Source organism: Streptomyces sp. NPDC031340 (genome assembly GCF_055569945.1).
The window spans coordinates 169,857-193,339 of the sequence record NZ_JBVIIE010000004.1; the positions used below are offsets into that span (position 1 = coordinate 169,857).

General features: G+C 70.9%; 18 protein-coding genes. 6 read left to right on the forward strand and 12 right to left on the reverse strand.

Annotated features, from left to right (window positions below; translation table 11 throughout):
- Window positions 1-68: 68 nt before the first annotated feature.
- On the reverse strand, window positions 69-3,608 hold the full coding sequence (dnaE, locus tag ACZ5GT_RS04440; protein ID WP_469014024.1) for a DNA polymerase III subunit alpha: 3,540 nt from the start codon (window positions 3,606-3,608) through the stop codon (window positions 69-71).
- A gap of 203 nt (window positions 3,609-3,811) precedes the next feature.
- Here dnaE and ACZ5GT_RS04445 point away from each other — a divergent pair, with 203 nt between their 5' ends.
- From ACZ5GT_RS04445 to ACZ5GT_RS04460, 4 genes are all read left to right on the forward strand, one after another.
- The gene (locus tag ACZ5GT_RS04445; RefSeq protein WP_398275880.1) at window positions 3,812-5,161 is read left to right on the forward strand and encodes a DUF2252 domain-containing protein; all 1,350 of its coding nucleotides are present in this window, start codon (window positions 3,812-3,814) and stop codon (window positions 5,159-5,161) included.
- Window positions 5,162-5,228: 67 nt separating this feature from the next.
- The gene (locus ACZ5GT_RS04450; RefSeq protein WP_469014027.1) at window positions 5,229-5,921 is read left to right on the forward strand and encodes a hypothetical protein; all 693 of its coding nucleotides are present in this window, start codon (window positions 5,229-5,231) and stop codon (window positions 5,919-5,921) included.
- A 77-nt stretch (window positions 5,922-5,998) separates the two neighbouring features.
- Window positions 5,999-6,841, forward strand: coding sequence for a thioredoxin domain-containing protein (locus ACZ5GT_RS04455; protein ID WP_469014028.1), 843 nt, complete (start codon window positions 5,999-6,001; stop codon window positions 6,839-6,841).
- Between the two features lie 91 nt (window positions 6,842-6,932).
- Window positions 6,933-8,603: an alkaline phosphatase D family protein gene (locus ACZ5GT_RS04460; protein WP_469014030.1), complete on the forward strand. Its 1,671-nt coding sequence runs from the start codon at window positions 6,933-6,935 to the stop codon at window positions 8,601-8,603.
- Window positions 8,604-8,607: 4 nt separating this feature from the next.
- Here the strand turns inward: ACZ5GT_RS04460 and ACZ5GT_RS04465 are convergent, their stop codons facing one another.
- Window positions 8,608-9,249, reverse strand: a complete 642-nt coding sequence (locus ACZ5GT_RS04465) for a dienelactone hydrolase family protein (protein ID WP_469014032.1) — start codon at window positions 9,247-9,249, stop codon at window positions 8,608-8,610.
- Between the two features lie 38 nt (window positions 9,250-9,287).
- Here ACZ5GT_RS04465 and ACZ5GT_RS04470 point away from each other — a divergent pair, with 38 nt between their 5' ends.
- Entirely contained in the window at window positions 9,288-10,430 is a 1,143-nt protein-coding gene (locus ACZ5GT_RS04470) for a mechanosensitive ion channel family protein (protein WP_469014033.1), read from the forward strand.
- Window positions 10,431-10,508: 78 nt separating this feature from the next.
- Here ACZ5GT_RS04470 and ACZ5GT_RS04475 read toward each other — a convergent pair whose 3' ends face one another.
- The 6 genes from ACZ5GT_RS04475 to ACZ5GT_RS04500 form a co-directional block, all read right to left on the reverse strand.
- A complete protein-coding gene (locus ACZ5GT_RS04475; RefSeq protein ID WP_469014036.1) occupies window positions 10,509-11,249 on the reverse strand; it encodes an SDR family NAD(P)-dependent oxidoreductase in 741 nt (246 codons plus the stop codon).
- Window positions 11,250-11,326: 77 nt separating this feature from the next.
- On the reverse strand, window positions 11,327-12,913 hold the full coding sequence (locus ACZ5GT_RS04480) for a Na+/H+ antiporter (protein WP_469014038.1): 1,587 nt from the start codon (window positions 12,911-12,913) through the stop codon (window positions 11,327-11,329).
- A gap of 151 nt (window positions 12,914-13,064) precedes the next feature.
- Window positions 13,065-13,535 (reverse strand): GNAT family N-acetyltransferase, encoded by a 471-nt coding sequence (locus ACZ5GT_RS04485; RefSeq protein ID WP_469014040.1) that lies wholly within the window; start codon window positions 13,533-13,535, stop codon window positions 13,065-13,067.
- On the reverse strand, window positions 13,532-14,476 hold the full coding sequence (locus tag ACZ5GT_RS04490; RefSeq protein WP_469014042.1) for an RluA family pseudouridine synthase: 945 nt from the start codon (window positions 14,474-14,476) through the stop codon (window positions 13,532-13,534). The genes ACZ5GT_RS04485 and ACZ5GT_RS04490 overlap by 4 nt, the downstream gene beginning before the upstream one ends.
- A gap of 122 nt (window positions 14,477-14,598) precedes the next feature.
- The gene (gene lspA / locus ACZ5GT_RS04495) at window positions 14,599-15,174 is read right to left on the reverse strand and encodes a signal peptidase II (RefSeq protein ID WP_469014044.1); all 576 of its coding nucleotides are present in this window, start codon (window positions 15,172-15,174) and stop codon (window positions 14,599-14,601) included.
- Between the two features lie 59 nt (window positions 15,175-15,233).
- Entirely contained in the window at window positions 15,234-16,232 is a 999-nt protein-coding gene (locus tag ACZ5GT_RS04500; RefSeq protein ID WP_469014046.1) for a TraR/DksA family transcriptional regulator, read from the reverse strand.
- 612 nt (window positions 16,233-16,844) lie between these two features.
- Between ACZ5GT_RS04500 and ileS the strand changes: the two genes are divergently transcribed.
- Window positions 16,845-19,988: an isoleucine--tRNA ligase gene (gene ileS / locus ACZ5GT_RS04505; protein WP_469014049.1), complete on the forward strand. Its 3,144-nt coding sequence runs from the start codon at window positions 16,845-16,847 to the stop codon at window positions 19,986-19,988.
- 327 nt (window positions 19,989-20,315) lie between these two features.
- Here the strand turns inward: ileS and ACZ5GT_RS04510 are convergent, their stop codons facing one another.
- From ACZ5GT_RS04510 to ACZ5GT_RS04525, 4 genes are all read right to left on the reverse strand, one after another.
- Window positions 20,316-21,578 (reverse strand): DivIVA domain-containing protein, encoded by a 1,263-nt coding sequence (locus tag ACZ5GT_RS04510; RefSeq protein WP_469014053.1) that lies wholly within the window; start codon window positions 21,576-21,578, stop codon window positions 20,316-20,318.
- 53 nt (window positions 21,579-21,631) lie between these two features.
- Window positions 21,632-21,916 (reverse strand): YggT family protein, encoded by a 285-nt coding sequence (locus ACZ5GT_RS04515; RefSeq protein ID WP_469014054.1) that lies wholly within the window; start codon window positions 21,914-21,916, stop codon window positions 21,632-21,634.
- Between the two features lie 74 nt (window positions 21,917-21,990).
- Complete coding sequence (locus ACZ5GT_RS04520; RefSeq protein WP_398275920.1) at window positions 21,991-22,632, reverse strand: cell division protein SepF; 642 nt, start codon at window positions 22,630-22,632, stop codon at window positions 21,991-21,993.
- A 129-nt stretch (window positions 22,633-22,761) separates the two neighbouring features.
- On the reverse strand, window positions 22,762-23,481 hold the full coding sequence (locus ACZ5GT_RS04525; protein WP_469014056.1) for a YggS family pyridoxal phosphate-dependent enzyme: 720 nt from the start codon (window positions 23,479-23,481) through the stop codon (window positions 22,762-22,764).
- Window positions 23,482-23,483 lie beyond the last annotated feature (2 nt).

Consider the following 23,483-nt stretch of genomic DNA (forward strand, 5'->3'; position numbering starts at 1 on the left):
CGCCCACCCGGGCATGGCCGACGAGGGGCGCACCCGCACCGGGTGCGCCCCTCGCGCGCTTCGACCGCTCAGCCCGCCAGGCAGGACGGCCCGAGCAGCACCTTCAGGTCGCCGAACAGCGCCGGGTCCGGCTTCACCCGGTGCCGGTCCAGGCGCAGGACCGTCGTCCTGGTCGGGCCCTGGAGCTTGATGCGGACCTCGCTGTCGCCCTTGTGGTGGCTGAGGATCTCGCCGAGGCGGCTGACCATCGGCGGGGTCACCTTCACCGCCGGGATGGTGAGCACCACGGGCGCGTTGGTGCCCGCGTTGGACAGGTCGGGGACCTGCAGCTCCATCGCGACCAGGCGCGGCACGTCCTCGCGCTTGTCGAGGCGGCCCTTGACGAACACGACCGCGTCCTCGACGAGTTGGGTCGACACCAGCTGGTAGGTGGCCGGGAAGAACATGCACTCGATGGAGCCGGCGAGGTCCTCGACCGTGGCGATCGCCCAGGCGTTGCCCTGCTTGGTCATCTTGCGCTGCAGGCCCGAGATGATGCCGCCGATCGTCACGACCGCGCCGTCGGCGTGCTCGCCGCCGGTGAGCTGGGCGATGCCCGCGTCGGCCTTGTCCGACAGCACGTGCTCCAGGCCGAACAGCGGGTGGTCGGAGACGTAGAGGCCGAGCATCTCCCGCTCCTGGGCGAGCAGGTAGGTCTTGTCCCACTCGTCGGTGGAGAACTCCACGTCCAGCCCGAAGCCGGGCTCGTCGTTCTTCTCCTCGCCCATCCCGCCGAAGAGGTCGAACTGGCCCTCGGCCTCCTTGCGCTTGACCGCGACCACGTTGTCGATCATCGGCTCGTACTGCGCGGTCAGCCCCTTGCGGGTGTGCCCCATGGAGTCGAAGGCGCCGGCCTTGATCAGCGATTCGGTGGTGCGCTTGTTGCAGACCACCGCCTCGACCTTGTCGAGGTAGTCGGGGAAGGAGGCGTACTTCCCCTTGGCCTTGCGGCACTTGATGATCGACTCGACGACGTTGGTACCGACGTTGCGGACGGCGGAGAGGCCGAACAGGATCACGTCGTCGCCCTGGGCGGCGAAGTTGGCCTCGGACTCGTTGACGTTCGGCGGAAGCACCCGAATGCCCATGCGGCGGCACTCGTTGAGGTAGACCGCCGACTTGTCCTTGTCGTCCTTGACGGAGGTCAGCAGGGCCGCCATGTACTCGGCGGGGTGGTTCGCCTTGAGGTAGGCGGTCCAGTACGACACCAGGCCGTACGCGGCCGAGTGCGCCTTGTTGAACGCGTAGCCGGCGAAGGGGACCAGCACGTCCCACAGCGCCTGGATGGCCTCGTCGCTGTAGCCGTTCTTGCGGGCGCCGGCCTGGAAGATGGTGAAGTTCTTGGCCAGCTCGTCGGGCTTCTTCTTGCCCATCACGCGGCGCAGGATGTCGGCCTCGCCGAGCGAGTAGCCGGCGATGATCTGGGCGGCCTTCTGCACCTGCTCCTGGTAGACGATCAGGCCGTAGGTGACGGCCAGGACCTCTTCGAGGGGTGCCTCCAGCTCCGGGTGGATCGGCGTGATCTCCTGCTGCTTGTTCTTGCGCAGCGCGTAGTTCGTGTGGGAATTCATGCCCATCGGGCCCGGCCGGTACAGGGCCGAGACGGCGGAGATGTCCTCGAAGTTGTCCGGCTTCATCAGTCGCAGCAGCGAGCGCATGGGTCCGCCGTCGAACTGGAAGACGCCGAGCGTGTCGCCGCGCTGGAGCAGGTCGAAGGTCGTGGGGTCGTCCAGCGGGAGCGACAGGAGATCGATGTCGATCCCCTTGTTGGACTTCACCATCTTGACGGCGTCGTCCATGATCGTCAGGTTGCGCAGGCCGAGGAAGTCCATCTTCAGCAGGCCGAGCGACTCACAGCTCGGGTAGTCCCACTGGGTGATGGTCACGCCGTCGGTGTGCCTGACCCAGACGGGCACGTGCTCGGTGATGGTCTCGCTGGACATGATCACGCCGGCGGCGTGCACGCCCATCTGCCGCACCAGGCCCTCGACGCCCTTGGCGGTGTCGATGACCTTCTTCACGTCCGGCTCGTTCTCGTACATCGCCCGCACCTCGCCCGCCTCGGAGTAGCGGGGGTGGGCGGGGTCGGTGATGCCGGACAGCGGGATGCCCTTGCCGAGGACGTCGGCGGGCATGGCCTTGGTGATGCGGTCGCCCATCGCGTACGGGTAGCCGAGCACGCGCGCGGAGTCCTTGATGGCGTTCTTGGCCTTGATGGTGCCGTAGGTGCCGATCATGGCGACCTTGTCGGCGCCGTACTTCTCCGTCACGTACCTGATCACCTCGACGCGCCTGCGCTCGTCGAAGTCGATGTCGACGTCGGGCATCGAGATGCGCTCGGGGTTGAGGAACCGCTCGAAGATCAGACCGTGCGGGATCGGGTCGAGGTCGGTGATGCCCATGGCGTAGGCGACGATCGAGCCGGCCGCGGAACCCCGGCCGGGGCCGACCGCGATGCCGTTGTTCTTGGCCCACATGATGAAGTCGGCGACCACCAGGAAGTAGCCGGGGAAGCCCATCGAGATGATGACGTCCATCTCGTAGTCGGCCTGCTTCTGGCGGTCCTCGGGGATGCCGCCCGGGAAGCGGCGCTCCATGCCGCGGCGGACCTCCTCCTTGAACCAGGTGACCTCGGTGTAGCCCTCGGGGATGTCGAACTTGGGCATGAGGTCGCGCTTCTCGAACATGCCGGTGGTGTCGACCTGTTCGGCCACCAGCAGGGTGTTGCGGCAGCCCTCCTGCCAGGCGTCCGAGGAGTCGATGGCGTACATCTCGTCGGTGGACTTCAGGTAGTAGCCGGTGCCGTCGAACTTGAAGCGGTCGGGGTCGGAGAGGTTCTTGCCGGTCTGGATGCACAGCAGGGCGTCGTGGGCGCCGGCCTCGTGCGCGTACGTGTAGTGCGAGTCGTTGGTGACCAGCGGCGGGATGCCGAGCTTCTTGCCGATGTCGAGGAGGCCGTCGCGGACCCGGCGCTCGATCTCGATGCCGTGGTCCATCAGCTCCAGGAAGTAGCGGTCCTTGCCGAAGATGTCCTGGTAGTCGGCGGCCGCCTTCAGGGCCTCGTCGTACTGGCCGAGGCGCAGGCGGGTCTGGAGCTCGCCGGAGGGGCAGCCGGTGGAGGCGACGATGCCCTCGGACCACTGGGCGATGGTCTCCTTGTCCATCCGGGGCCACTTCTGCAGCCAGCCCTCGGCGTACGCGTCCGAGGAGAGCCGGAAGATGTTGTGCAGCCCGGTGCTGTTCACCGCCCACATGGTCTTGTGGGTGTAACCGCCGGAACCGGACACGTCGTCCCGCTTCTGGTGCGGCTGGCCCCACTGGATCTTGCGCTTGTTGCGCCGGGACTCGGGGGCGACGTACGCCTCGATCCCGATGATCGGGGTGATCCCGGCCTTCTTCGCGGAGTGGTAGAAGTCGTACGCGCCGTGGAGGTTGCCGTGGTCGGACATGGCGATGTGCGTCATGCCCATCTCGTTGCAGGCGTTGAACATGTCCTTCAGCCGCGCGGCACCGTCCAGCAGCGAGTACTGGGTGTGGACGTGCAGGTGCGTGAACGGCGGCTTCGACACGGGGCGGCCTCCAAGGAAAACACGGGGCGACGGGCTGGCGGACAGTCCTGGGGTCAGCGTCGAAGTCTATGCCTCGGCACTGACACTCGCGGGCCCGCGCCGCGTACCTTCATGCGTGGGTCGCGGGCACTCCCGCGTATCTTCGCCCGTTGGACGTGACGACTCTCTCGTCACCCATGTCATGCACCAGGAGGCACCCAGCGATGTCGGTCCCCCAGCTCAGCGACGAGCAGCGCGGCGAGGAGATCCTCGCCGTCTTCGACACCGCCTTCGGCGAGCTCCTGGCCGCCGATCCGGCCGCGTTCCGCGTGAAGTTCCGGAAGATGGCGTCCTCGGCCTTCGCGTTCTACCGGGGGACGGCCTGCCTCTTCTACCACGACCTGGACGCGGAGCACGCCGGGCGCGGCGACGGGCGGACCTTCAGCGGGCCGTACCTGGACGAGCGCACCTCCCGCGTGTGGATCCACGGCGACCTGCACGCGGAGAACTTCGGCACCTACCTGGACGCCAACGGCCGCCTGATCTTCAACGTCAACGACTTCGACGAGGCGTACGTCGGCCCCTTCACCTGGGACCTGAAGCGCTTCGCCGCCTCGATCGCGCTGATCGGCTACGCGAAGGCGCTCAGCGACGGCCAGATCGGCGAGCTGGTGGGGATCTACGCGGGCGCGTACCGCGAGCGCGTGCACGCCCTGGCCACCGGCGCCAAGAGCGACGAGGTGCCGCCGTTCACCCTGGACACCGCGCAGGGCCCGCTGCTGGACGCGCTGCGCGACGCCCGTTCGCTGACCCGCTTCGGGCTGCTGGAGTCGATGACGGAGATCCGCGACTTCGAGCGCCGCTTCGCGCCGGGCGGCGGCTCCATCGAGCTGGACGCCGCCACCCGCTACAAGGTGCTGGCCGCCTTCGACGGCTACCTGGAGACGTTGCCGGAGGCGTCCCTGGCCCGCCCGGACTCCTACCGCGTCAAGGACGTCGTCGGCCGCCGCGGGATCGGCATCGGGTCGGCCGGGCTGCCGTCGTACAACATCCTGCTGGAGGGGCACACCGACGCCCTGGAGAACGACGTCGTGATCTACATCAAGCAGGCCCAGACCCCGGCGGTCTCCCGCCACGTGACCGACCCGGCGATCCGCGACTACTTCCAGCACGAGGGCCACCGCACGGTGATCTCCCAGCGCGCCCTCCAGCAGCACGCCGACCCCTGGCTGGGCTGGACCGAGCTGGACGGGGCGGGCCAGCTGGTCGCCGAGGTCTCGCCGTACGCCGTGGACCTGGACTGGGGCGACATCGACGACCCGGAGGAGATCGCCCAGGTGGTGGCCGACCTCGGCCGGGCCACGGCGACCATGCACTCCGCGGCGGACGACACCTCGGGCGAGTCGCTGGTGCCGTTCTCCACCGAGCGCGCCATCGACGCGGCGATCGCCGCCGACGAGGACGGCTTCGCGGGCCTGCTGGTGGACTTCGCGCACGACTACGGCGCACGCGCGCGTGCCGACCACCAGATCTTCGTGGACCTGTTCCGCAACGGCCGGATTCCGGGTCTCTGACGGTCCGCGCCGCACAGGGACCCTTTAGGGGTCCCTTACGGCACGGCGTGACAGACTCTCCTGCGCTATGGACATATCCGGGACCCCGCTGAGAGCCGTGCGCGCGGCCGTGTTCACGGCGCTCGTCGTGACGCTCAGCACCGCGTCGCACGTGCTGCTGTCACGGGTCCCGCTGCCGCTCAGCACGGTGGCCGCGGTCGCCGCCGCCGTGTTCACGGCCGCCTACGCGCTGGCCGGCGGCGAGCGCGGCTTCGGACGCATCGCCGCCGCGCTGGTCCCGCTGGAACTGGCCGCCGACACGGTCTTCACCACCGGCCAGCACCTCTGCTACGGCCGCGCGGGCGGCCCGGTCGCGGGCCCCTTGCGCTCCTTCGGCTTCGACGTGCTGTGCGGCAGCCGCACCGAGGTCGGCGGCCCGCTGGCGCACGTGACAGGCACCGGCGCCGACCGGCTCACCGTGCTGCTCGCCCACGCCGACCCGGCGACCGCCTGGCTGCTGCTCGGCGCGCACGTCGGCGTCGGGCTGCTCGCCGCCGCCTGGCTGCGCCGCGGTGAGCGGGCCCTGGCCCAGCTGCTGCGGGCGGTCGCCGCGACCACGTTCCGGCCGCTGCTGCTCGCGGTGGCCGCGGTGGCGGTCCGGCCCGCCGAGGCGCGGGCGCGCCTGCGGCGTCCCGTCCGCCGGTCCGCCGTCGTCCGCGACCGGCTCTTCGTGCACTCCCTGGGGCGGCGTGGACCGCCGTGCTCGGCCGCGTTCGCCTGAACCACAGCTGAGTACCGCCAGACCCCCACACGTTTCCCGCGCACCACCTGTGCGCGTCCCACATGGAGATCATCGATATGAGCAAGCGGAACACCCAGACGGCCAAGACGGCGGCCCGTGAGCGGCTGCGTCAGGAACGCGAGCGCCAGGCCAAGCGGTCCAAGGTCAAGCGGCAGGTCATCGTGGCCTGTTCGGTCGTCGCCGTGCTGGCCGCGGCCGGCGGCATAGGCTACGCCGTCGTCCAGGCGAACAAGCCCGGCCACTGGGAGGCCGTGAAGGACGAGAAGGTCGTCGCGCCGGCCAACACCACCGGCACCGACGGCACGACGGTCGTCATCGGCAAGGCGAGCGCCAAGAAGACGCTGAAGATCTACGAGGACCCGCGCTGCCCGATCTGCGCCCAGTTCGAGGAAACCGTCGGCCCGACGGTGAAGAAGGACCTCGACAGCGGCAAGTACAAGCTCCAGTACGTCGGCGGCACGTTCCTCGACGGCGACTCCCTCGGCAAGGGCCAGATCGGCTCGCGCGGCGAGGGCTCGAAGAACGCGATGAGCGCCATGGGCGCCGCGCTGAACGTGAGCGACGAGGCGTTCCTGGAGTACAAGACCGCGCTGTACTCGAAGAAGTGGCACCCCGAGGAGTCGGACGACAAGTTCAAGAGCGACGACTACCTGATCAAGGTCGCCCAGACCGTTCCGGCTCTGAAGGACAACGCCGGCTTCCAGAACGCGGTGAAGAAGGGCACCTACGACGCCTGGGCGCTCGCCATGTCGAAGACCTTCGACACCAACAAGGACGGCGTCACCGGCACCCCGAGCCTGGTCATGAACGGCAAGATGCTCACCGCCGACAGCAACGGCAACCCGCCCATGACGGTGGACCAGTTCAACCAGGTGGTCGGGGCGGCACTGAAGGGCTGACGGACCGTCCGAGGCGACCTTCAGCGGAAGAGCGGGCGAACTTTCCGAGTTCGCCCGCTCCCGTTCATACCGATCAGTAACCTGATCGGTCGTGACCAGTCGATACAGAGCATCCGCGCCCGCCGAAAGCGTCAACTCGCTTACGCCGCGCCGCCGTACGATCGTCAAGGCCGCCGCGGCCACCGCCGTCCTGGCCGGCCCACTGGCCGCCGCGCTGCCCGCCCGTGCGGCCGCCGGCACCCCCGCCTTCCTGCACGGTGTCGCCTCCGGCGACCCGCTGCCCGACGGCATCCTGCTGTGGACCCGCGTGACCCCCACCGCCGAGGCCGTGCCCGGCTCCGGGCTCGGCCCGGACACCGAGGTCGGCTGGGTCGTCGCCCGGGACAAGGCGTTCACGGACGTCGTCGCCGAGGGGTCCGTCACCGCGACCGCCGCCTCCGACCACACCGTCAAGGCCGACGTGCGCGGCCTGCAGCCGGCCACCGACTACTGGTTCCGCTTCTCCGCGGGCGGCACCGACTCCCCGCCGGCGCGCACCCGCACCGCGCCGGCGGCGGACGCGGCGGTGTCCGGCCTGCGCTTCGGCGTGGTCTCCTGCGCCAACTGGGAGGCCGGCTGGTTCTCCGCGTACCGCCATCTCGCGGCCCGCGGCGACCTGGACGCCTGGCTGCACCTCGGGGACTACATCTACGAGTACGGCAGCGGCGACTACGGCACCCGCGGGACCGTCGTACGGCCGCACGCGCCCACCCACGAGATCCTCACGCTCGCCGACTACCGCACCCGCCACGGCAGGTACAAGACCGACCCCGATCTGCAGGCGCTGCACCACAGGGCGCCGGTCATCGCGATCTGGGACGACCACGAGTTCGCCAACGACGCCTGGTCGGGCGGCGCCGAGAACCACACCGAGGGCGCCGAGGGCACCTGGTCGGCCCGTCAGGCGGCCGCCAAGCAGGCCTACTTCGAGTGGATGCCGGTCCGCCCGGCGACCGCCGGCACCACCTACCGCCGGCTGCGCTTCGGGAAGCTCGCCGACCTGTCGCTGCTCGACCTGCGCTCGTTCCGCTCGCAGCAGGCCAAGATCGGCAGCGGCTCGGTCGACGACCCGGACCGCACGATCACCGGGCGCGCCCAGCTCGACTGGCTGAAGACGGGGCTGAAGACGTCCGACACCACCTGGCGGCTGGTCGGCAACTCGGTGATGATCTCGCCGTTCGCCATCGGCTCCCTCTCCGCCGACCTGCTGAAGCCGCTCGCCGAGCTGCTCGGGCTGCCGAAGGAGGGCCTCGCCCTCAACACCGACCAGTGGGACGGCTACACCGACGACCGGCGGGAACTGCTGGCCCACCTGCGGTCCAACGCGATCCGCAACACCGTCTTCCTCACCGGCGACATCCACATGGCGTGGGCCAACGACGTGCCCGTGGACGCCGGCACCTACCCGCTGTCCGCCTCGGCCGCCACGGAGTTCGTGGTCACCTCGGTGACCTCCGACAACCTCGACGACATCGTGAAGGTCCCCGAGGGCACGGTCTCCGCGATCGCCGCGCCGATCATCAAGGCCGCCAACCGGCACGTGCACTGGGTCGACACCGACCGGCACGGCTACGGCGTCCTGGACGTCACGGCCGAGCGCGCGCAGATGGACTACTACGTCCTGTCCGACCGCACGTCCGCGAACGCGACCTCGTCGTGGGCCCGCTCGTACCGCACCCGCAGCGGCACGCAGAAGGTGGAACGGACCTACGACCCGGTGTAGCGGATCACCGGAGCGACTCCAGGAAGCCTAGCGCCGTCCGCCAGGTGGCCTCGGCCGCCTCCGCGTCGTGGTCCGGCAGGCCGGGGTCGGTGTACAGGTGACCGGCCCCGGCATACCGGTACACCTCGACATCGGCACCCGCCCTGCCCATCTGCAGGTACCAGGCGCTCAGCCAGTCGTCGGGCTCGAACGCGTCCGGCTCGGCCACGTGCAGCTGGACCGGCAGGCCGTCCGCGGAGGCGTTCGGCGCGATGTCCGAGGTGCCGTGCAGGAGCAGCAGCCCGCGTGCCTTGTCGTCGCCGAGCGCCAGGGTCTGGGCGACGGCCGCGCCGAGGGAGAACCCGGCGTACACCAGTCCGCGTTCCGAGTAGGGGGCGGCGGCCAGCACGGCCCGTCTCAGCAGCTCGTCCTGGCCGATCTCGTCCTTGCAGGCCCTGCCTTCCTCGACCGTGTCGAACGTGCGCCCCTCGAAGAGGTCCGGGGTCCACACCTCGTGTCCGGCGTCGCGCAGTCGGTCCGCGGCCTGGCGCACCGCGGGCCTGAGGCCGTAGGTGGAGTGAAAGAGCATGAGGTTCATGGGGCCATGGTGCCAGCGGGGTCTGACAACGCCTGCCGGCGGCCGTACCCAGGAACGCGTGAAAGTCACATGTTCGTGCCCGCCCGGTGCCGGTTAGGTTCGACGGCATGGAGAACGTACTGCGTCCGCTGATCGTGCTCGGCGGCTCGGTCGTGCTGACGCTGGCCATCGGCTGGGTCACCGACCAGTTGCTGCGCAAGGCCGACGCGCGGCACCACGAGACCCCGCTGTGGGGTCTGCTGCGCCGTGCCAGCGTCCCCTACCAGCTCGTGCTGTGCACGGCCCTGCTCAGAGGGTCCTACGACCAGGCGGACCTGCTGCCGCAGCACCGGGTCGGCGTGGGCCGGACCCTGACCCTGGTGCTGATCGGGTCGGCGGCCTGGCTGGTGATCCGGATCGCGGCGGCGGTCGTCGAGACGTCGTACAGCCGTTACGCCCGCGTCCACCGCGACCCGGCGCGGGTCCGGCGGGTCCGCACCCAGGTCGAGCTGATCATGCGGGTGGTCTCCGCGATCGTGGGCGTGGTGGCCGTGGCCGCGATGCTGCTGACGTTCCCGGCGATGCGGGCGGCCGGCGCCTCGCTGCTGGCCTCGGCGGGCATCCTCGGCATCGTCGCCGGTGTCGCCGCGCAGTCCACGCTCAGCAACATGTTCGCCGGGCTGCAGATCGCCTTCGGCGACATGGTGCGCCTCGGCGACACGGTCGTGGTGGACGGCGAGTGGGGCACGGTCGAGGAGATCACGCTGACGTTCCTGACGGTGCGGACGTGGGACGAGCGCCGGATCACCATGCCGGTGTCGTACTTCACCTCCAAGCCGTTCGAGAACTGGTCGCGCGGCAGCAGCCAGATGACGGGCATCGTCTACTGGCACCTCGACCACTCGGCGCCGGTGGAGGCGATGCGCGAGCAGCTCCGCGACATCCTGCGCTCCTGCCCTGCCTGGGACGGCCGCGACTACGGCGTGGCCGTCACGGACTCCACCCCGAACACCATCCAGGTGCGGGCGCTGGTGACGGCCAAGGACGCGGACGACATCTGGACGGTGCGGGTGACGGTCCGCGAGCGGATGATCCGCTGGCTGAGCGAGCACCACCCCTACGCGCTGCCCCGCGTCAACACGGCCGACGCGACGCTGCCGCCGCCCCGGACGTCCACCGACGGAATCATCCGGGCGGCCCGGGACGGCGCGGCCCGGGACGGCGCGGCCGTGCGCCGCGCCCAGGAGACACCGCGGACGGGCCGGGGCTGAGCGGACGGGCCGGGCGGAAGGGCAGGGGCTGAGCGGAAGGGCAGGGGCTGAGCGGGTGCGCGGGCTCGGTGCGCGGGCTCAGTGCCCGCGCTCGGCTCCGCCGTTGACCTGGACGATCTGCGAGGTGATGTGTCCGGCGCCCGGTGAGGCGAGCCAGTGCAGGGTCGCGGCGACGTCTCCGGGGGTGCCCGCGCGCTTGTCGAGGGTTTCGCCGACCAGCCGTTCGCGGCGGGCCGGGTCGATGCCCGGGCCGAAGAAGCCGGTGCCCTCGATGTAGCCGGGCGCGACGACGTTCACGGTGATCCCGCGCGGCCCCAGCACGCGGGCCAGGTCGTGGGCGTAGGGGTGCAGCGCGGCCTTGGCCCCGCCGTACGCGCCGCTGCCGGAGCCCCGGCAGGCGGCGATGGAGCTGATGAACAGCACGCGCCCGCCGGGAGAGGCCAGCCGGTCCTTCAGCCCCTCGGTGAGCAGCGCCGCGGTCAGGGTGTTGAGCCGGAAGTTGACGGTCCATTCGTGCGCGACACGGTCGAGCGGGTCGTCGGCGCCGGCCGGCTCCTCGAGCCGCCCGTTGCCCCCGGCCCCGTGCACCAGCACGTCGACGGCGCCGATCTCCCGCTCCACGTAGGCGGCGAGTCCGCGCACGGCACCCGGGTCGCTGAGATCGGCGGCGTACGTGGCCGCGCCGGGCACGTCCGCCCGCTCCAGCACGTCGCCCCGGCGCCCGACCAGCAGCACCCGGTCCCCGTCCTCGGCGAAGACACGGGCCGCGGCGAGCCCGATCCCCGTACCGCCACCACTGATCACCACGTTGCGAGCCATGGACAGACCCTACAAACGGCGGGCCGCCGACGGCGAGCACCTTCGCCGTCGGCCACGCCGGTGCCGCGCCCGCCGCCTCACCGCATGCTGCGCACGTCGAGGTGGCGCAGCACCCGGTCCACCACCTCGGGATCGGCCCCCGGCTCGCTGCGCGCCGCCAGCACCTCGTGCCGCGCCGCGCTCAGCATCTCGTTCTGGATGCGCCGCACCCGCTTCAGCCGCCGTACCCGCATCTCGTGGTCCTCGCGCCGCTCGTCCTCGCCGATCTCCGGGCTGATGCGCAGCCCGATGTCGAAGGCCCGACGCTGCATCTGCTCGGACAGCTCGTCCGACAACTCCTCCACCTGTTCGATCTCCCGCAGCCGCTTCTTCGCCGCCTTCGCGGCCCGGGTCGCGAGCGCCTTCTCGAAGTCCTTCTCGCGCTCGGTGTCGGCGCGCACCCCGAGCCGCTTCACCAGCCACGGCAGCGTCAGCCCCTGCAGCACCAGGGTCGCCATGATCACCCCGAAGGCGATGAACACGATCTCGTCGCGGTCGGGAAAGGGCGAGCCGTCGTCGGTCGTCAGCGGGATAGCCAGCGCCAGCGCCACCGAGGCCACGCCGCGCATCCCGGACCACCACATGACGACGGTCTCCCGCCAGCTCGCCGGGATGTCCTCGTCGTGGTCCCGCCGGGCGTGCAGCCGCTTGGTGAGCCAGGTGGCCGGCAGCAGCCAGGCCAGCCGCACCAGCACCACCACGGCCACGACCGCCGCCGCCCACCCGAGCATCTCGCCCCACCGCCCGGACGCCGTCCGGATCGCGTTGTGCAGTTCGAGTCCGATCAGCCCGAACGCCACACCGGTGACGAGCGTGTCGACGATGTTCCAGAAGGTGTGCCCGGCGAGCCGGATCATCACGTCGTCGGCATCGGTGGCGTACTCGGCGAGGAACAGCGCGGTGGTCAGCACGGCGAGCACGCCCGAGCCGTGCAGTTCCTCCGCCAGCACGTAGGAGGCGTACGGCACCAGCAGCGTGAGCCCGATCTGCAGGGTGGCGTCCCCCAGCAGGTCCAGCAGCCTGTTGGCGCCCCAGCCGAGCGCCAGCCCCACCACGACGGCCACGACGGCGGACAGCACCAGGTCCAGCCCGGCCCGCCAGGCCGAGAAGGAACCGGTGACGACGGCGGTGATCGCGACGTGGTACAGCACGATCGCGGTCACGTCGTTGAACAGGCCCTCGCCCTCCAGGATGGACACCAGCCGGCGCGGCAGCCCCAGCTGTCCCGCGACCGCGGTGGCCGCGACCGGGTCGGGCGGCGCGACCAGCGCGCCGAGCGCGAAGGCCGCGGCGACCGGCAGCCCCGGCACGATCGCGCCGGCCACGGCGGCCACCGCGGCCATGGTGACGAACACCAGCGCCACGGCCAGCAGGAAGATCGGCCGCCGGTTGGCCGCGAACTGTCGCCAGGACGTCCGCCGCACCGCCGCGTACAGCAGGGGCGGCAGCAGCAGCGGCAGGATCAGCTCGGGCCGCACGTCGACGTTCGGGACGAAGTCGAGCACGGCGAGGACGATCCCGAGCAGCGTCATCAGCACCGGCGCCGGCAGTCCGAACCGGTCTCCGACAGGGACGCTCACCAGGGCCCCGAGCAAGAGCACGAACAACAGGGCCAACTGATCCACGGTCAGCGCTCCGGGCGGGTCGACGGACGGACGGCAGGCCTCCAGCCTGCCACGCCACCGCGGCGACCAGCGATTACGGCCTCCCGGCCAGCGGGCGCCGCTCCCGGCCACAGCGGGCGCAGCTCCCGGCCACAGGGCGTGCCGCTCCTGGCTACAGCGTGCGCCGCATCGCCCGGTGCGGTATCCCCGCCTCCGGGTACTCGGGCCCGTACGCCTCGTACCCCAGCCGCTCGTAGAATCCCAGGGCGTGGGTCTGCGCGTGCAGGTCCACCGCGGCCAGCCCCAGCGCGCGTGCGGCCTCCTCGACGGCCTGGACCAGCGCGACGCCGATGCCGAGTCCGCGAGCCTCCGAAGACACGGCGAGCCGTCCCAGGGAGCCGACCGCCGAGTCGCCGCCGGTCTTCGCCGCGGCCGCCTCGCCGTACAGCAGCCGTCCGGTGCCGAGGGCGACCCCGTCCTCGCGCACCGCCAGCAGGTGCACGGCGACGGCGTCGTACTCGTCGTACTCCAGGTCCTCGGGCACGCCCTGCTCGCGGACGAAGACCTCCTTGCGCAGGGCGAAGCAGGCCTCGCGGTCGGCGGCGTGCTCGGCGACCCGCACCCGGTAGGACGGCAGGCTCATCCGTAGGTCTCCTCGCGGACCTGGTCCAGGGCGCTCTGCAGGTCGGCCGGGTAGTCACAGGCGAACTCGACCCACTGCCCGTCGCCGGGGTGCTCGAAGCCGAGGCGCACGGCGTGCAGCCACTGGCGGGTCAGGTGCAGCCGCTTGGCGAGGGTCGGGTCGGCGCCGTAGGTGAGGTCGCCGACGCAGGGGTGGCGGTGGGCGGCCATGTGGACGCGGATCTGGTGGGTGCGGCCGGTCTCCAGCTTGACGTCGAGGAGGGAGGCCGCGCGGAACGCCTCGATGAGGTCGTAGTGCGTGACGGAGGGCTTGCCGTCGGCCGTGACCGCCCACTTGTAGTCGTGCTGGGGATGACGGCCGATGGGCGCGTCGATGGTGCCGCTGGTGGGATCGGGGTGGCCCTGCACGAGCGTGTGGTAGCGCTTGTCGACCGTGCGCTCCTTGAACTGGCGCTTGAGCGAGGTGTACGCGTACTCCGACTTGGCGACCACCATGAGGCCCGAGGTGCCCACGTCCAAGCGGTGCACGATGCCCTGGCGCTCGGCGGCGCCGGAGGTCGAGATGCGGTACCCGGCCGCGGCCAGCCCGCCGATGACCGTCGGCCCGGTCCAGCCCGGCGACGGGTGCGCGGCCACGCCCACCGGCTTGACGATCACGACCACGTCATCGTCGTCGTGCACGATCTCCATGCCCTCGACCGGCTCCGCGACGACCTGCACCGGGGCGGGCGCCTGCGGCATCTCGACCTCGAGCCAGGCGCCGCCGTGCACCCGCTCCGACTTGCCGACGACCGCGCCGTCGACCAGCACCTTGCCCGCCCCGGCCAGCTCCGCGGCCTTGGTGCGGGAGAAGCCGAACATGCGGGAGATGACGGCGTCGACGCGCTCGCCCTCCAGGCCGTCGGGCACGGGCAGGGTACGGATCTCGGGAATCGTGCTCACCCGTCGAGTATGCCGGACGGGTGAGACAGTCCCGTACGCGTGCTCGCCCCCGGCCTCCCCGGGGCCCGCCCCGCGTGGACGGAATCGGTCCTTGCGGACGCGTTCGGTCCTTGCGGAGGGATTCAGTCCTTGTGGACGGTCCCGTCCGGGTCGAGGCCCCGGAAGGACAGCAGCACGATCAGGATTCCGCCGCATACGATCGCCGAGTCGGCCAGGTTGAAGACGGCGAAGTTCTTGGGCGCGATGAAGTCGACGACCGCGCCCTCGAAGATCCCCGGCGAGCGGAAGATCCGGTCGGTGAGGTTGCCGAGCGCGCCGCCCAGCAGCAGGCCGAGCGCGACCGCCCACGGCAGGCTGTAGAGCTTGCGGGCGAGGCGCGCGATCACCACGATCACGGCCGCCGCGATCACCGTGAAGATCACGGTGAAGGCCTCGCCGAAGCCGAAGGCCGCGCCCGCGTTGCGGATCGCCTCGAACTTCAGCCAGTCGCCGAAGACCTCGACCGGCGGGTGGTGCTCCAGCTTGGCCACCACGAGCAGCTTGCTGCCCAGATCGAGCAGGTACGCCAGGGCGGCCACCGCGAACAGCACGGCGATCCGGCGCCTGCCCCGGGGCCGAGCGGTCTGGTCCTGCTCCGGCCCGGCCCCCGCCGCCTCTGGGGTGTCCGGCGTACCGATGATGCGCTCCGCCTCTGCCACGTGAGTCCCTCGCCTAGTACCTGACTGGAGACGAGGGTACGGCACGTCCCCGGGCGCCCTCAGTACCGGCGTTCCTGCTTCTGCTTGCACTCCACGCACAGCGTGGCCCTCGGGAACGCCTGCATCCTCGCCTTGCCGATGGGCTCGCCGCAGTTCTCGCACAGGCCGTAGGTGCCCGCTTCGAGCCTCTCCAGCGCCCGGTCGGTCTGGATGAGCATCTCGCGCGCGTTGGCCGCGAGGGCCAGCTCGTGCTCGCGCGTGATGTTCTTGGTGCCGGTGTCCGCCTGGTCGTCGCCGGCGCCGTCCCCGGAGTCCCGCATGAGGCCCACCAGAGAGGCCTCCGAGGAGCTGATCTCGGCGCGCAGCCGGGCGTCCTCGGACATCAGTTCCGCGCGGGCCTCCTCGACCTCCTCCGGGGTCCATGGGTCCTCACCGGGGCGTACCGCGAGCTCGCCCGGCTCCACCGTGGCGATCCGCGCCTCGGTGAGGGCCGTCGCCGTCGTGGGCGTGCCAGGAGTCTTCTTCGCAACCACTGTCGTGGCTCCCGTCTGCTTCGCGGCCTCGGCCGCGCCCGCCGTTTTGGCCGTGCTCTTCTCGGCCGCGCTCTGCCCGGCCTTACTCTTCCCGGCCGTGGCCGTGGTGGCCGTGGTCGTCGTGGTCGCGGTCTTGGCGACCGCGCTCCTGCCGGCCGAGCCCTTCTCGGTGGCGGCCTCGGCGACCGCGCTCCGCCTGGCCGTGCCCTTCCCGGCGGCGGCTTCACCGCCGTCGGCCGCCTTCGGGGCCGCCTTCCTCGGGGCCGTCGTCCTCGGGGCCGCCGGCTTTTCGGCGGCCTTCTCGGTCACGGACTTCTTCGTGGCCTTCGTCACGGACTTCTCGGTGGCGTCCTTCCCCGCCGCCGTCTTCCTCGCGGGAGCCGCCCCGGCGGCCGGCTTCGCCGTGCGCGCCGTGGCATCTGCCCGCCCGCTCTTCGCCCCGCTCACGTCCTTGGCCGCACCGCCGGAGGCACGTGTGGCCCTGCCGGACGCCGGCTGCTGTACGGCGGTCTTCTTCGCCACCATGGCCGCGTCCCTTCACATACGTGATCTAGCTCGCGAATCGTGCTGGGACGATAAATCGACTTGCGTCCCGCGGCAACGGGGCACACCGCCCGATTCGCCCGGCTCGCACACCCGCGCTGCGAGCCTGCATCCGTTGTGCCCAGCTCCCCGCCGGGTAATCCGCCGAGACTCGGGTCCCGGATCGCGGACGGGCCCGCGAGCCCCCGTTCGGGTCGCCCCCGCCCCCGTCGCGCGCCCCGCGTCCGGTGCCGGAAAACCGGTCGGCCGCTGTCCCCGCAGCGCCGTACACTGGGCCCAGCGAAAAGCGTGGATGGGGACGAGTAGCGGCGTACGCAGCCCAGAGCGACCCGGGGACGGTGGGAGCCCGGGGGCGAGCGCGACGCGAAGATCACCCCGGAGCCGCCGGAAGAACGCCCCACGGGCCAGTAGAACCGGCATCGCGACCCCAATGAGGGGGCTCATCGGCGTGCGGAACGCGCCGGGGGCCAAGGAGGGTGGTACCGCGGGAGCGCGCCGAGACCGGCGTGGACGGCGTGCGGCAGGACGTACGCGCAGTCGTCGCTCTCGTCCCTCCGGACGGAAGGCAGCAAGTCCGCCGGAGGAAGCTCGCTGATGACAACGCCGACGTACCGCCAGGTGCCCGCCCAGGTCGACCTGCCCGCGCTCGAGCACGCGGTGCTCGAATTCTGGCGCGAGCAGAAGATCTTCGCCAAGACCCTGGAGCAGTCCGAGGGCCGCCCCGAGTGGGTGTTCTACGAGGGCCCGCCCACCGCGAACGGCATGCCGGGCGCCCACCACATCGAGGCGCGCGTCTTCAAGGACGTCTTCCCCCGCTTCCGCACCATGCGCGGCTACCACGTGGCCCGCAAGGCCGGCTGGGACTGCCACGGCCTGCCGGTGGAGCTGGCGGTCGAGAAGGAGCTGGGCTTCTCCGGCAAGCCGGACATCGAGGCGTACGGGATCGCCGAGTTCAACGAGAAGTGCCGTGAGTCGGTGACCCGGCACACCGACGCCTTCACCGAGCTGACGACCCGCATGGGCTACTGGGTCGACCTCGACGACGCCTACCGCACCATGGACCCGGAGTACATCGACTCCGTCTGGTGGTCGCTGAAGGAGATCTTCGGCAAGGGGCTGCTGGTCCAGGACCATCGCGTCGCCCCCTGGTGCCCGCGCTGCGGCACCGGCCTGTCCGACCATGAGCTGGCGCAGGGCTACGAGACGGTCGTGGACCCGTCCGTGTACGTCCGCTTCCCGCTCACCTCCGGCCCGCTCGCCGGCGAGGCCGCGCTGCTCGTCTGGACGACCACCCCCTGGACCCTGGTGTCCAACACCGCGGTCGCCGCGCACCCGGAGGTCACCTACGTCGTCGCGACCGACGGCGAGGAGAAGCTCGTGGTCGCCGAGCCGCTGCTCGGCAAGGCGCTCGGCGAGGGCTGGGAGAGCACCGGGCAGACCTTCACGGGCGCCGAGATGGAGCGCTGGACGTACCGGCGTCCGTTCGAGCTCGTGGAGTTCACCGAACCGGCCCACTACGTGGTCAACGCCGAGTACGTCACGACCGAGGACGGTACGGGTCTGGTCCACCAGTCCCCCGCCTTCGGTGAGGACGACCTCAAGGTCTGCCGCGCCTACGGCCTGCCCGTGGTGAACCCGGTCCGCCCGGACGGCACCTTCGAGGAGAGCGTCCCTCTTGTAGGCGGCATCTTCTTCAAGAAGGCCGACGAGAAGCTCACGGCGGACCTGGCGAGCCGCGGCCTGCTGTTCAAGCACATCCCGTACGAGCACAGCTACCCGCACTGCTGGCGCTGCCACACCGCGCTCCTCTACTACGCGCAGCCGTCCTGGTACATCCGCACGACGGCCATCAAGGACCGCCTGCTGCAGGAGAACGAGAACACCAACTGGTTCCCGGAGACGGTCAAGCACGGCCGGTACGGCGACTGGCTGAACAACAACATCGACTGGGCGCTGTCCCGCAACCGCTACTGGGGCACCCCGCTGCCGATCTGGCGGTGCGAGGACGACCACCTCACCTGCGTCGGCTCCCGCGCGGAACTCACCGAGCTGACCGGCAACGATCAGTCGGGACTCGACCCGCACCGCCCGTTCATCGACGACGTCACCTTCGCCTGCCCGAAGGACGCCTGCGGCAGGACGGCCACGCGCGTGCCGGAGGTCATCGACGCCTGGTACGACTCGGGCTCGATGCCGTTCGCGCAGTGGGGCTACCCGTACAAGAACAAGGAACTGTTCGAGAGCCGCTACCCGGCGCAGTTCATCTCCGAGGCCATCGACCAGACCCGCGGCTGGTTCTACACGCTGATGGCGGTCGGCACGCTGGTCTTCGACAAGTCGTCGTACGAGAACGTCGTGTGCCTGGGCCACATCCTCGCCGAGGACGGCCGCAAGATGTCCAAGCACCTGGGCAACATCCTGCAGCCGATCCCGCTGATGGACCGGCACGGCGCCGACGCGGTCCGCTGGTTCATGGCGGCCGGCGGCTCCCCGTGGGCGGCCCGCCGCGTGGGCCACGGCACCATCCAGGAGGTGGTCCGCAAGACCCTCCTCACCTACTGGAACACGGTCGCCTTCCAGGCCCTGTACGCCCGCACCTCCGACTGGGCGCCGTCGGAGGCGGACCCGGCCCCCGCCGACCGCCCCCTGCTGGACCGCTGGCTGCTGTCCGAACTGCACGCGCTGGCCGACCAGGTGACCCAGTCCCTGGAGGCGTACGACACCCAGCGGGCCGGCAAGCTGCTGTCGGCCTTCGTCGACGACCTGTCGAACTGGTACGTGCGCCGCTCCCGCCGCCGCTTCTGGCAGGGCGACAAGGCCGCGCTGCGCACCCTGCACGAGGTCGTCGAGACGGTCACCCGGCTGATGGCCCCGCTGACCCCGTTCATCACCGAGCGGGTGTGGCAGGACCTGGTGGTGCCGGTCACGCCCGGCGCCCCGGAGTCCGTCCACCTGGCGTCCTGGCCGGAGGCCGACCTGTCGGCCATCGACCCGGAGCTGTCGAAGCAGATGGTCCTGGTCCGCCGTCTCGTCGAACTGGGCCGCGCCACGCGCGCGGAGTCGGGCGTCAAGACCCGCCAGCCGCTGTCCCGCGCACTGGTGGCGGCCGCGGGCTTCGAGGCCCTCCACCCCGAGCTGCACGCACAGATCACCGAGGAGCTGAACGTCAGCTCCCTCGCGACACTGTCCGAGGTCGGCGGCTCCCTGGTGGACACCACCGCCAAGGCCAACTTCCGTGCCCTGGGCAAGCGGTTCGGCAAGCGGGTGCAGGACGTGGCGAAGGCCATCGCGAACGCCGACGCCGCCGCGCTGTCTCTCGCCCTGCGCGAGGGCACGGCCGCGGTGGAGGTCGACGGCGAGACCGTCGCCCTCGCCCCCGACGAGGTCATCATCACCGAGACCCCGCGCGAGGGCTGGTCGGTGGCCTCCGACGCGGGCGCCACGGTCGCCCTGGACCTGGAGATCACGGAGGAGCTGCGCCGGGCGGGTCTCGCCCGGGACGCGATCCGCCTCATCCAGGAGGCCCGCAAGAACAGCGGCCTGGACGTGGCCGACCGCATCGCCCTGCGCTGGACGTCCACGGACCCCGCGGTGATCGCGGCCCTGTCCGAGCACGCGGCTCTGATCGCCGACGAGGTCCTGGCCACGGACTTCGCCCAGGGCGAGGCGGACGGCTCCTACGGCGACCCGTTCACCGACGAGGGCCTGTCCCTCACCTTCCGCCTGCGCAAGGCGTAACCGCACGGCGCCCGACGGCCCGGCCTCCCCCACGGGAGCCGGGCCGTCGGCACACGAGCACCCGGAACACGAGCGCTCGAAGCACAGGCGCCGGAAGTGCGGGCGCCCGGAGTGCGAGGAAGCACCCCAGGGCACCGGCGCCCGTAGTGCGAGGGACCTCCCGGGGCACGGGCGCCCGGAACACGGGCCTGGGGACACAGCCACCCGGGCCCCGGCTCCCGCCGGCCGGAACCGGGATCAACACGCGTAACAGGGCGGGGCCCCGGATCAGATCCGGGGCCCCGCCCTGTGGAACGCTGCCGACGCCTGCGGCGTACTACGCGGCCGTCAGTTGTCGTCCTCGTCGATGAGGAAGCCGCGCATCGGCGAGGGGGCCTGCCCCATCGGCGACGGGCCCTGCGGGCGGACCGGCGCCATCGGCTGGGTCATCGCCGGGGACATCTGCTGCTGACCGCCGTAGGACGGAGCGGCCGGGCTCGGCGCACCGCCCATCCCCGGGTTGCCGCCGCCGTACGACGGGGCACTCGCGCCGGCCGGAGCCATGGAGGGCGCCGGGGACGGCGGCAGGGAGGCCGCGGCCGGAGTACGCGGCGGGGCGAGGGAGTCGTCGGCCTGGGTCTCCAGCTGGCGCAGCTGCGACTCCAGGTACGACTTCAGACGCGTGCGGTACTCGCGCTCGAAGCCGCGCAGGTCCTCGACCTTGCGCTCCAGCGTGGCGCGGGCGGACTCCAGGGAGCCCATCGCGACGCGGTGCTTCTCCTGTGCGTCCCGCTCCAGCGCGTCGGCCTTGGCGCGGGCGTCACGCTCGAGACCCTCGGCGCGGCTGCGGGCCTCGCCGACGATCTTGTTGGCCTCGCTGCGGGCCTCGGCGATCGCCTGGTCGGCGGTCTGCTGGGCCAGCGAGAGGACACGGGCGGCGCTGTCGCCACCGGGGCCCTGTCCGTGGCCGCCCATCGGACCGCCCATGGGACCGCCCATCGGGCCGCCCATCTGCTGCTGCATGGGGGACTGCATCGGACCCTGGCCCATGCCCGGACCCTGCCCCATGCCCGGACCCTGGCCCATGCCCGGACCCTGGCCCATGCCCGGACCCTGACCCATGCCCGGACCCTGACCCATCGGGCCGGGACCCTGCGGACCGCCCTGACCGCCGGGACCGGGGGGCAGCTGCGGTGCACCGCTCGGCAGCTGGGGCGGGCCACCCATGGGGCCACCCATCTGCTGCTGCGGCGGGCCCGATATCCCGGCGGGCACCGGAGCGCCGGGTCCTCGCATGCCCTGCTGAGGCATGCCGCCCTGCTGGGGCATGCCGCCCTGCTGAGGCATGCCCTGTTGCTGGGGCATACCCTGCTGCTGATCCTGCGGACCGCCGGGACCCTCCGGGGGCTTGCGCATGTTCTGCTGGTTCTGGGCAGCGGCGCGCGTCGCCGCGGCCAGTTTGGCGCGCAGGTCCTCGTTCTCACGGAGCAGACGGGTCAGTTCGGCTTCGACCTCGTCGAGGAAGGCATCGACCTCGTCCTCGTCATAGCCTTCTCGGAGGCGGACGGTCGTGAACTGCTTGTTCCGCACGTCCTCGGGGGTCAACGGCATCTCTTCACCTCAACGTAGTCGTCGGCAGTCGGCAAGACGGTAGGTCACATCACTCACAGCCGGATCACGATCGAGATCAGGATGTAGACGATGATCATCAGTACGAAGAAGGACAGGTCGAGCGCCACGCCCCCGAGACGCAACGGCGGGATCACCCGCCGCAGAAGCTTGAGCGGTGGATCAGTGACAGTGTAGGTGGCCTCCAGAACGACCACCATCGCCTTGCCGGGTTGCCACGAGCGGGCGAACTGGAAGACATAGTCCATGACCAACCGGAAGATGAGCACGATGAGGAAGCACATCAGCGCGATGTAGACGACATCCAGGAACACGCCCATGTTCGGTGCTTCCCTCTCCCCTTTTTCCGTGCTGCTCGGTACTGCTCGTGTACTGCTGTCTCCGGTGGTGCGTCTCAGCTCTGGTTGAAGAACCCGCCCTCTGCGATGCGGGCCTTGTCCTCCGCCGTGACATCGACGTTAGCAGGCGACAACAGGAACACCTTCTGCGTCACCCGCTCGATGCTGCCGTGAAGACCAAACACCAAACCGGCCGCAAAGTCGACAAGTCGCTTCGCGTCTGTGTCGTCCATCTCAGTCAGATTCATGATCACCGGGGTGCCCTCACGGAAGTGTTCCCCGATGGTACGGGCCTCGTTGTAGGTCCGCGGGTGCAGCGTGGTGATCCGGTAAGGCTCTCGTTCCGACACGACCTTGGGCATGATCACCGGTGCGTTCTTCTCCAGGCTTGCGCGTTCTTGTGTGATGGACGCCACGGGCGCGATACGCGCCGGGCGGCCGGATTCCGCGGACAGCGAAGCGGACCGAGCGACCGGTTCACGCGGTGCCGGCGGCTGCACGACACGCACTTCTTCGTCCCTCTGGGACTGGTGTGCGCCGTGTGACGGGAGGGACGGCTCGTGCCGCCGGTGCTCCCGTTCGGGCTCGGGGTCGAGTTCGGGCTCGAAATCGTCATCGGGGTCGAATCCCCGGCCGTCGTACCCATCGTCCTCCACGAGGCCGAGGTAGACCGCCATCTTGCGCATCGCGCCGGCCATGCTCTGAGTCCTCCGCTCTGTGGTGGATCGACTGACGACCGCCAAGTGCCCGCGATCCACGAGGTCTTTGCACCCGCCTTTCGGCGGTATTGACCATATTTTCTGCTGTGGTCCGACTTCCTGGCGACGTTACCCGAGCCCGGAGCGGACTCCGAGTACCGCAGTGCCGATGCGCACATGTGTCGCTCCGGCGGCCACCGCGTGTTCGAGGTCCGCACTCATCCCTGCGGAGACCATGTTCGCAGCCGGATGGCTTCGGCGCAGGTCGGTCGACAAATCCATCAACCGCTCGAAGGACGCCCGTTGACGCCCCGCGTACTCGCCGGTGAGCGGAGCGACGGTCATCAGTCCGTCGAGCCGCAGCCCCGGAGAGCCGGCGACCAGGTCGGCCAACTCTTCGATTCCGCCGGGCGCCACGCCCCCGCGCTCCCCCCGCCCGCTCGCCCCCGCGTCGAGGGCGACCTGGATGAGGCACCCGACCTCGCGCCCGGCCCGCACGGCCTCCTTCGACAGGGCCGTCACCAGCCGGGAACGATCGACGGACTGCACCACATCGGCATAACCGACCACGGAACGCACCTTGTTGGTCTGCAACTGACCCACGAAGTGCCAGATCAGGGGCAGGTCCGAGCAGGCGGCCGCCTTCGGCGCCGCGTCCTGGTCCCGGTTCTCGGCCACGTTCCGCACACCGAGTTCCGACAGAATCCTCACATCGGTCGCCGGATAGGTCTTGGTGACCACGATCAGGGTCACCTCGTCACGCCCGCGGCCCGCGGCCGCGCAGGCGTCGGCGATGCGCTGTTCCACCCTCGCCAGGTTCGCGGCGAGTTCGTCCTTACGGTCCGTCATGC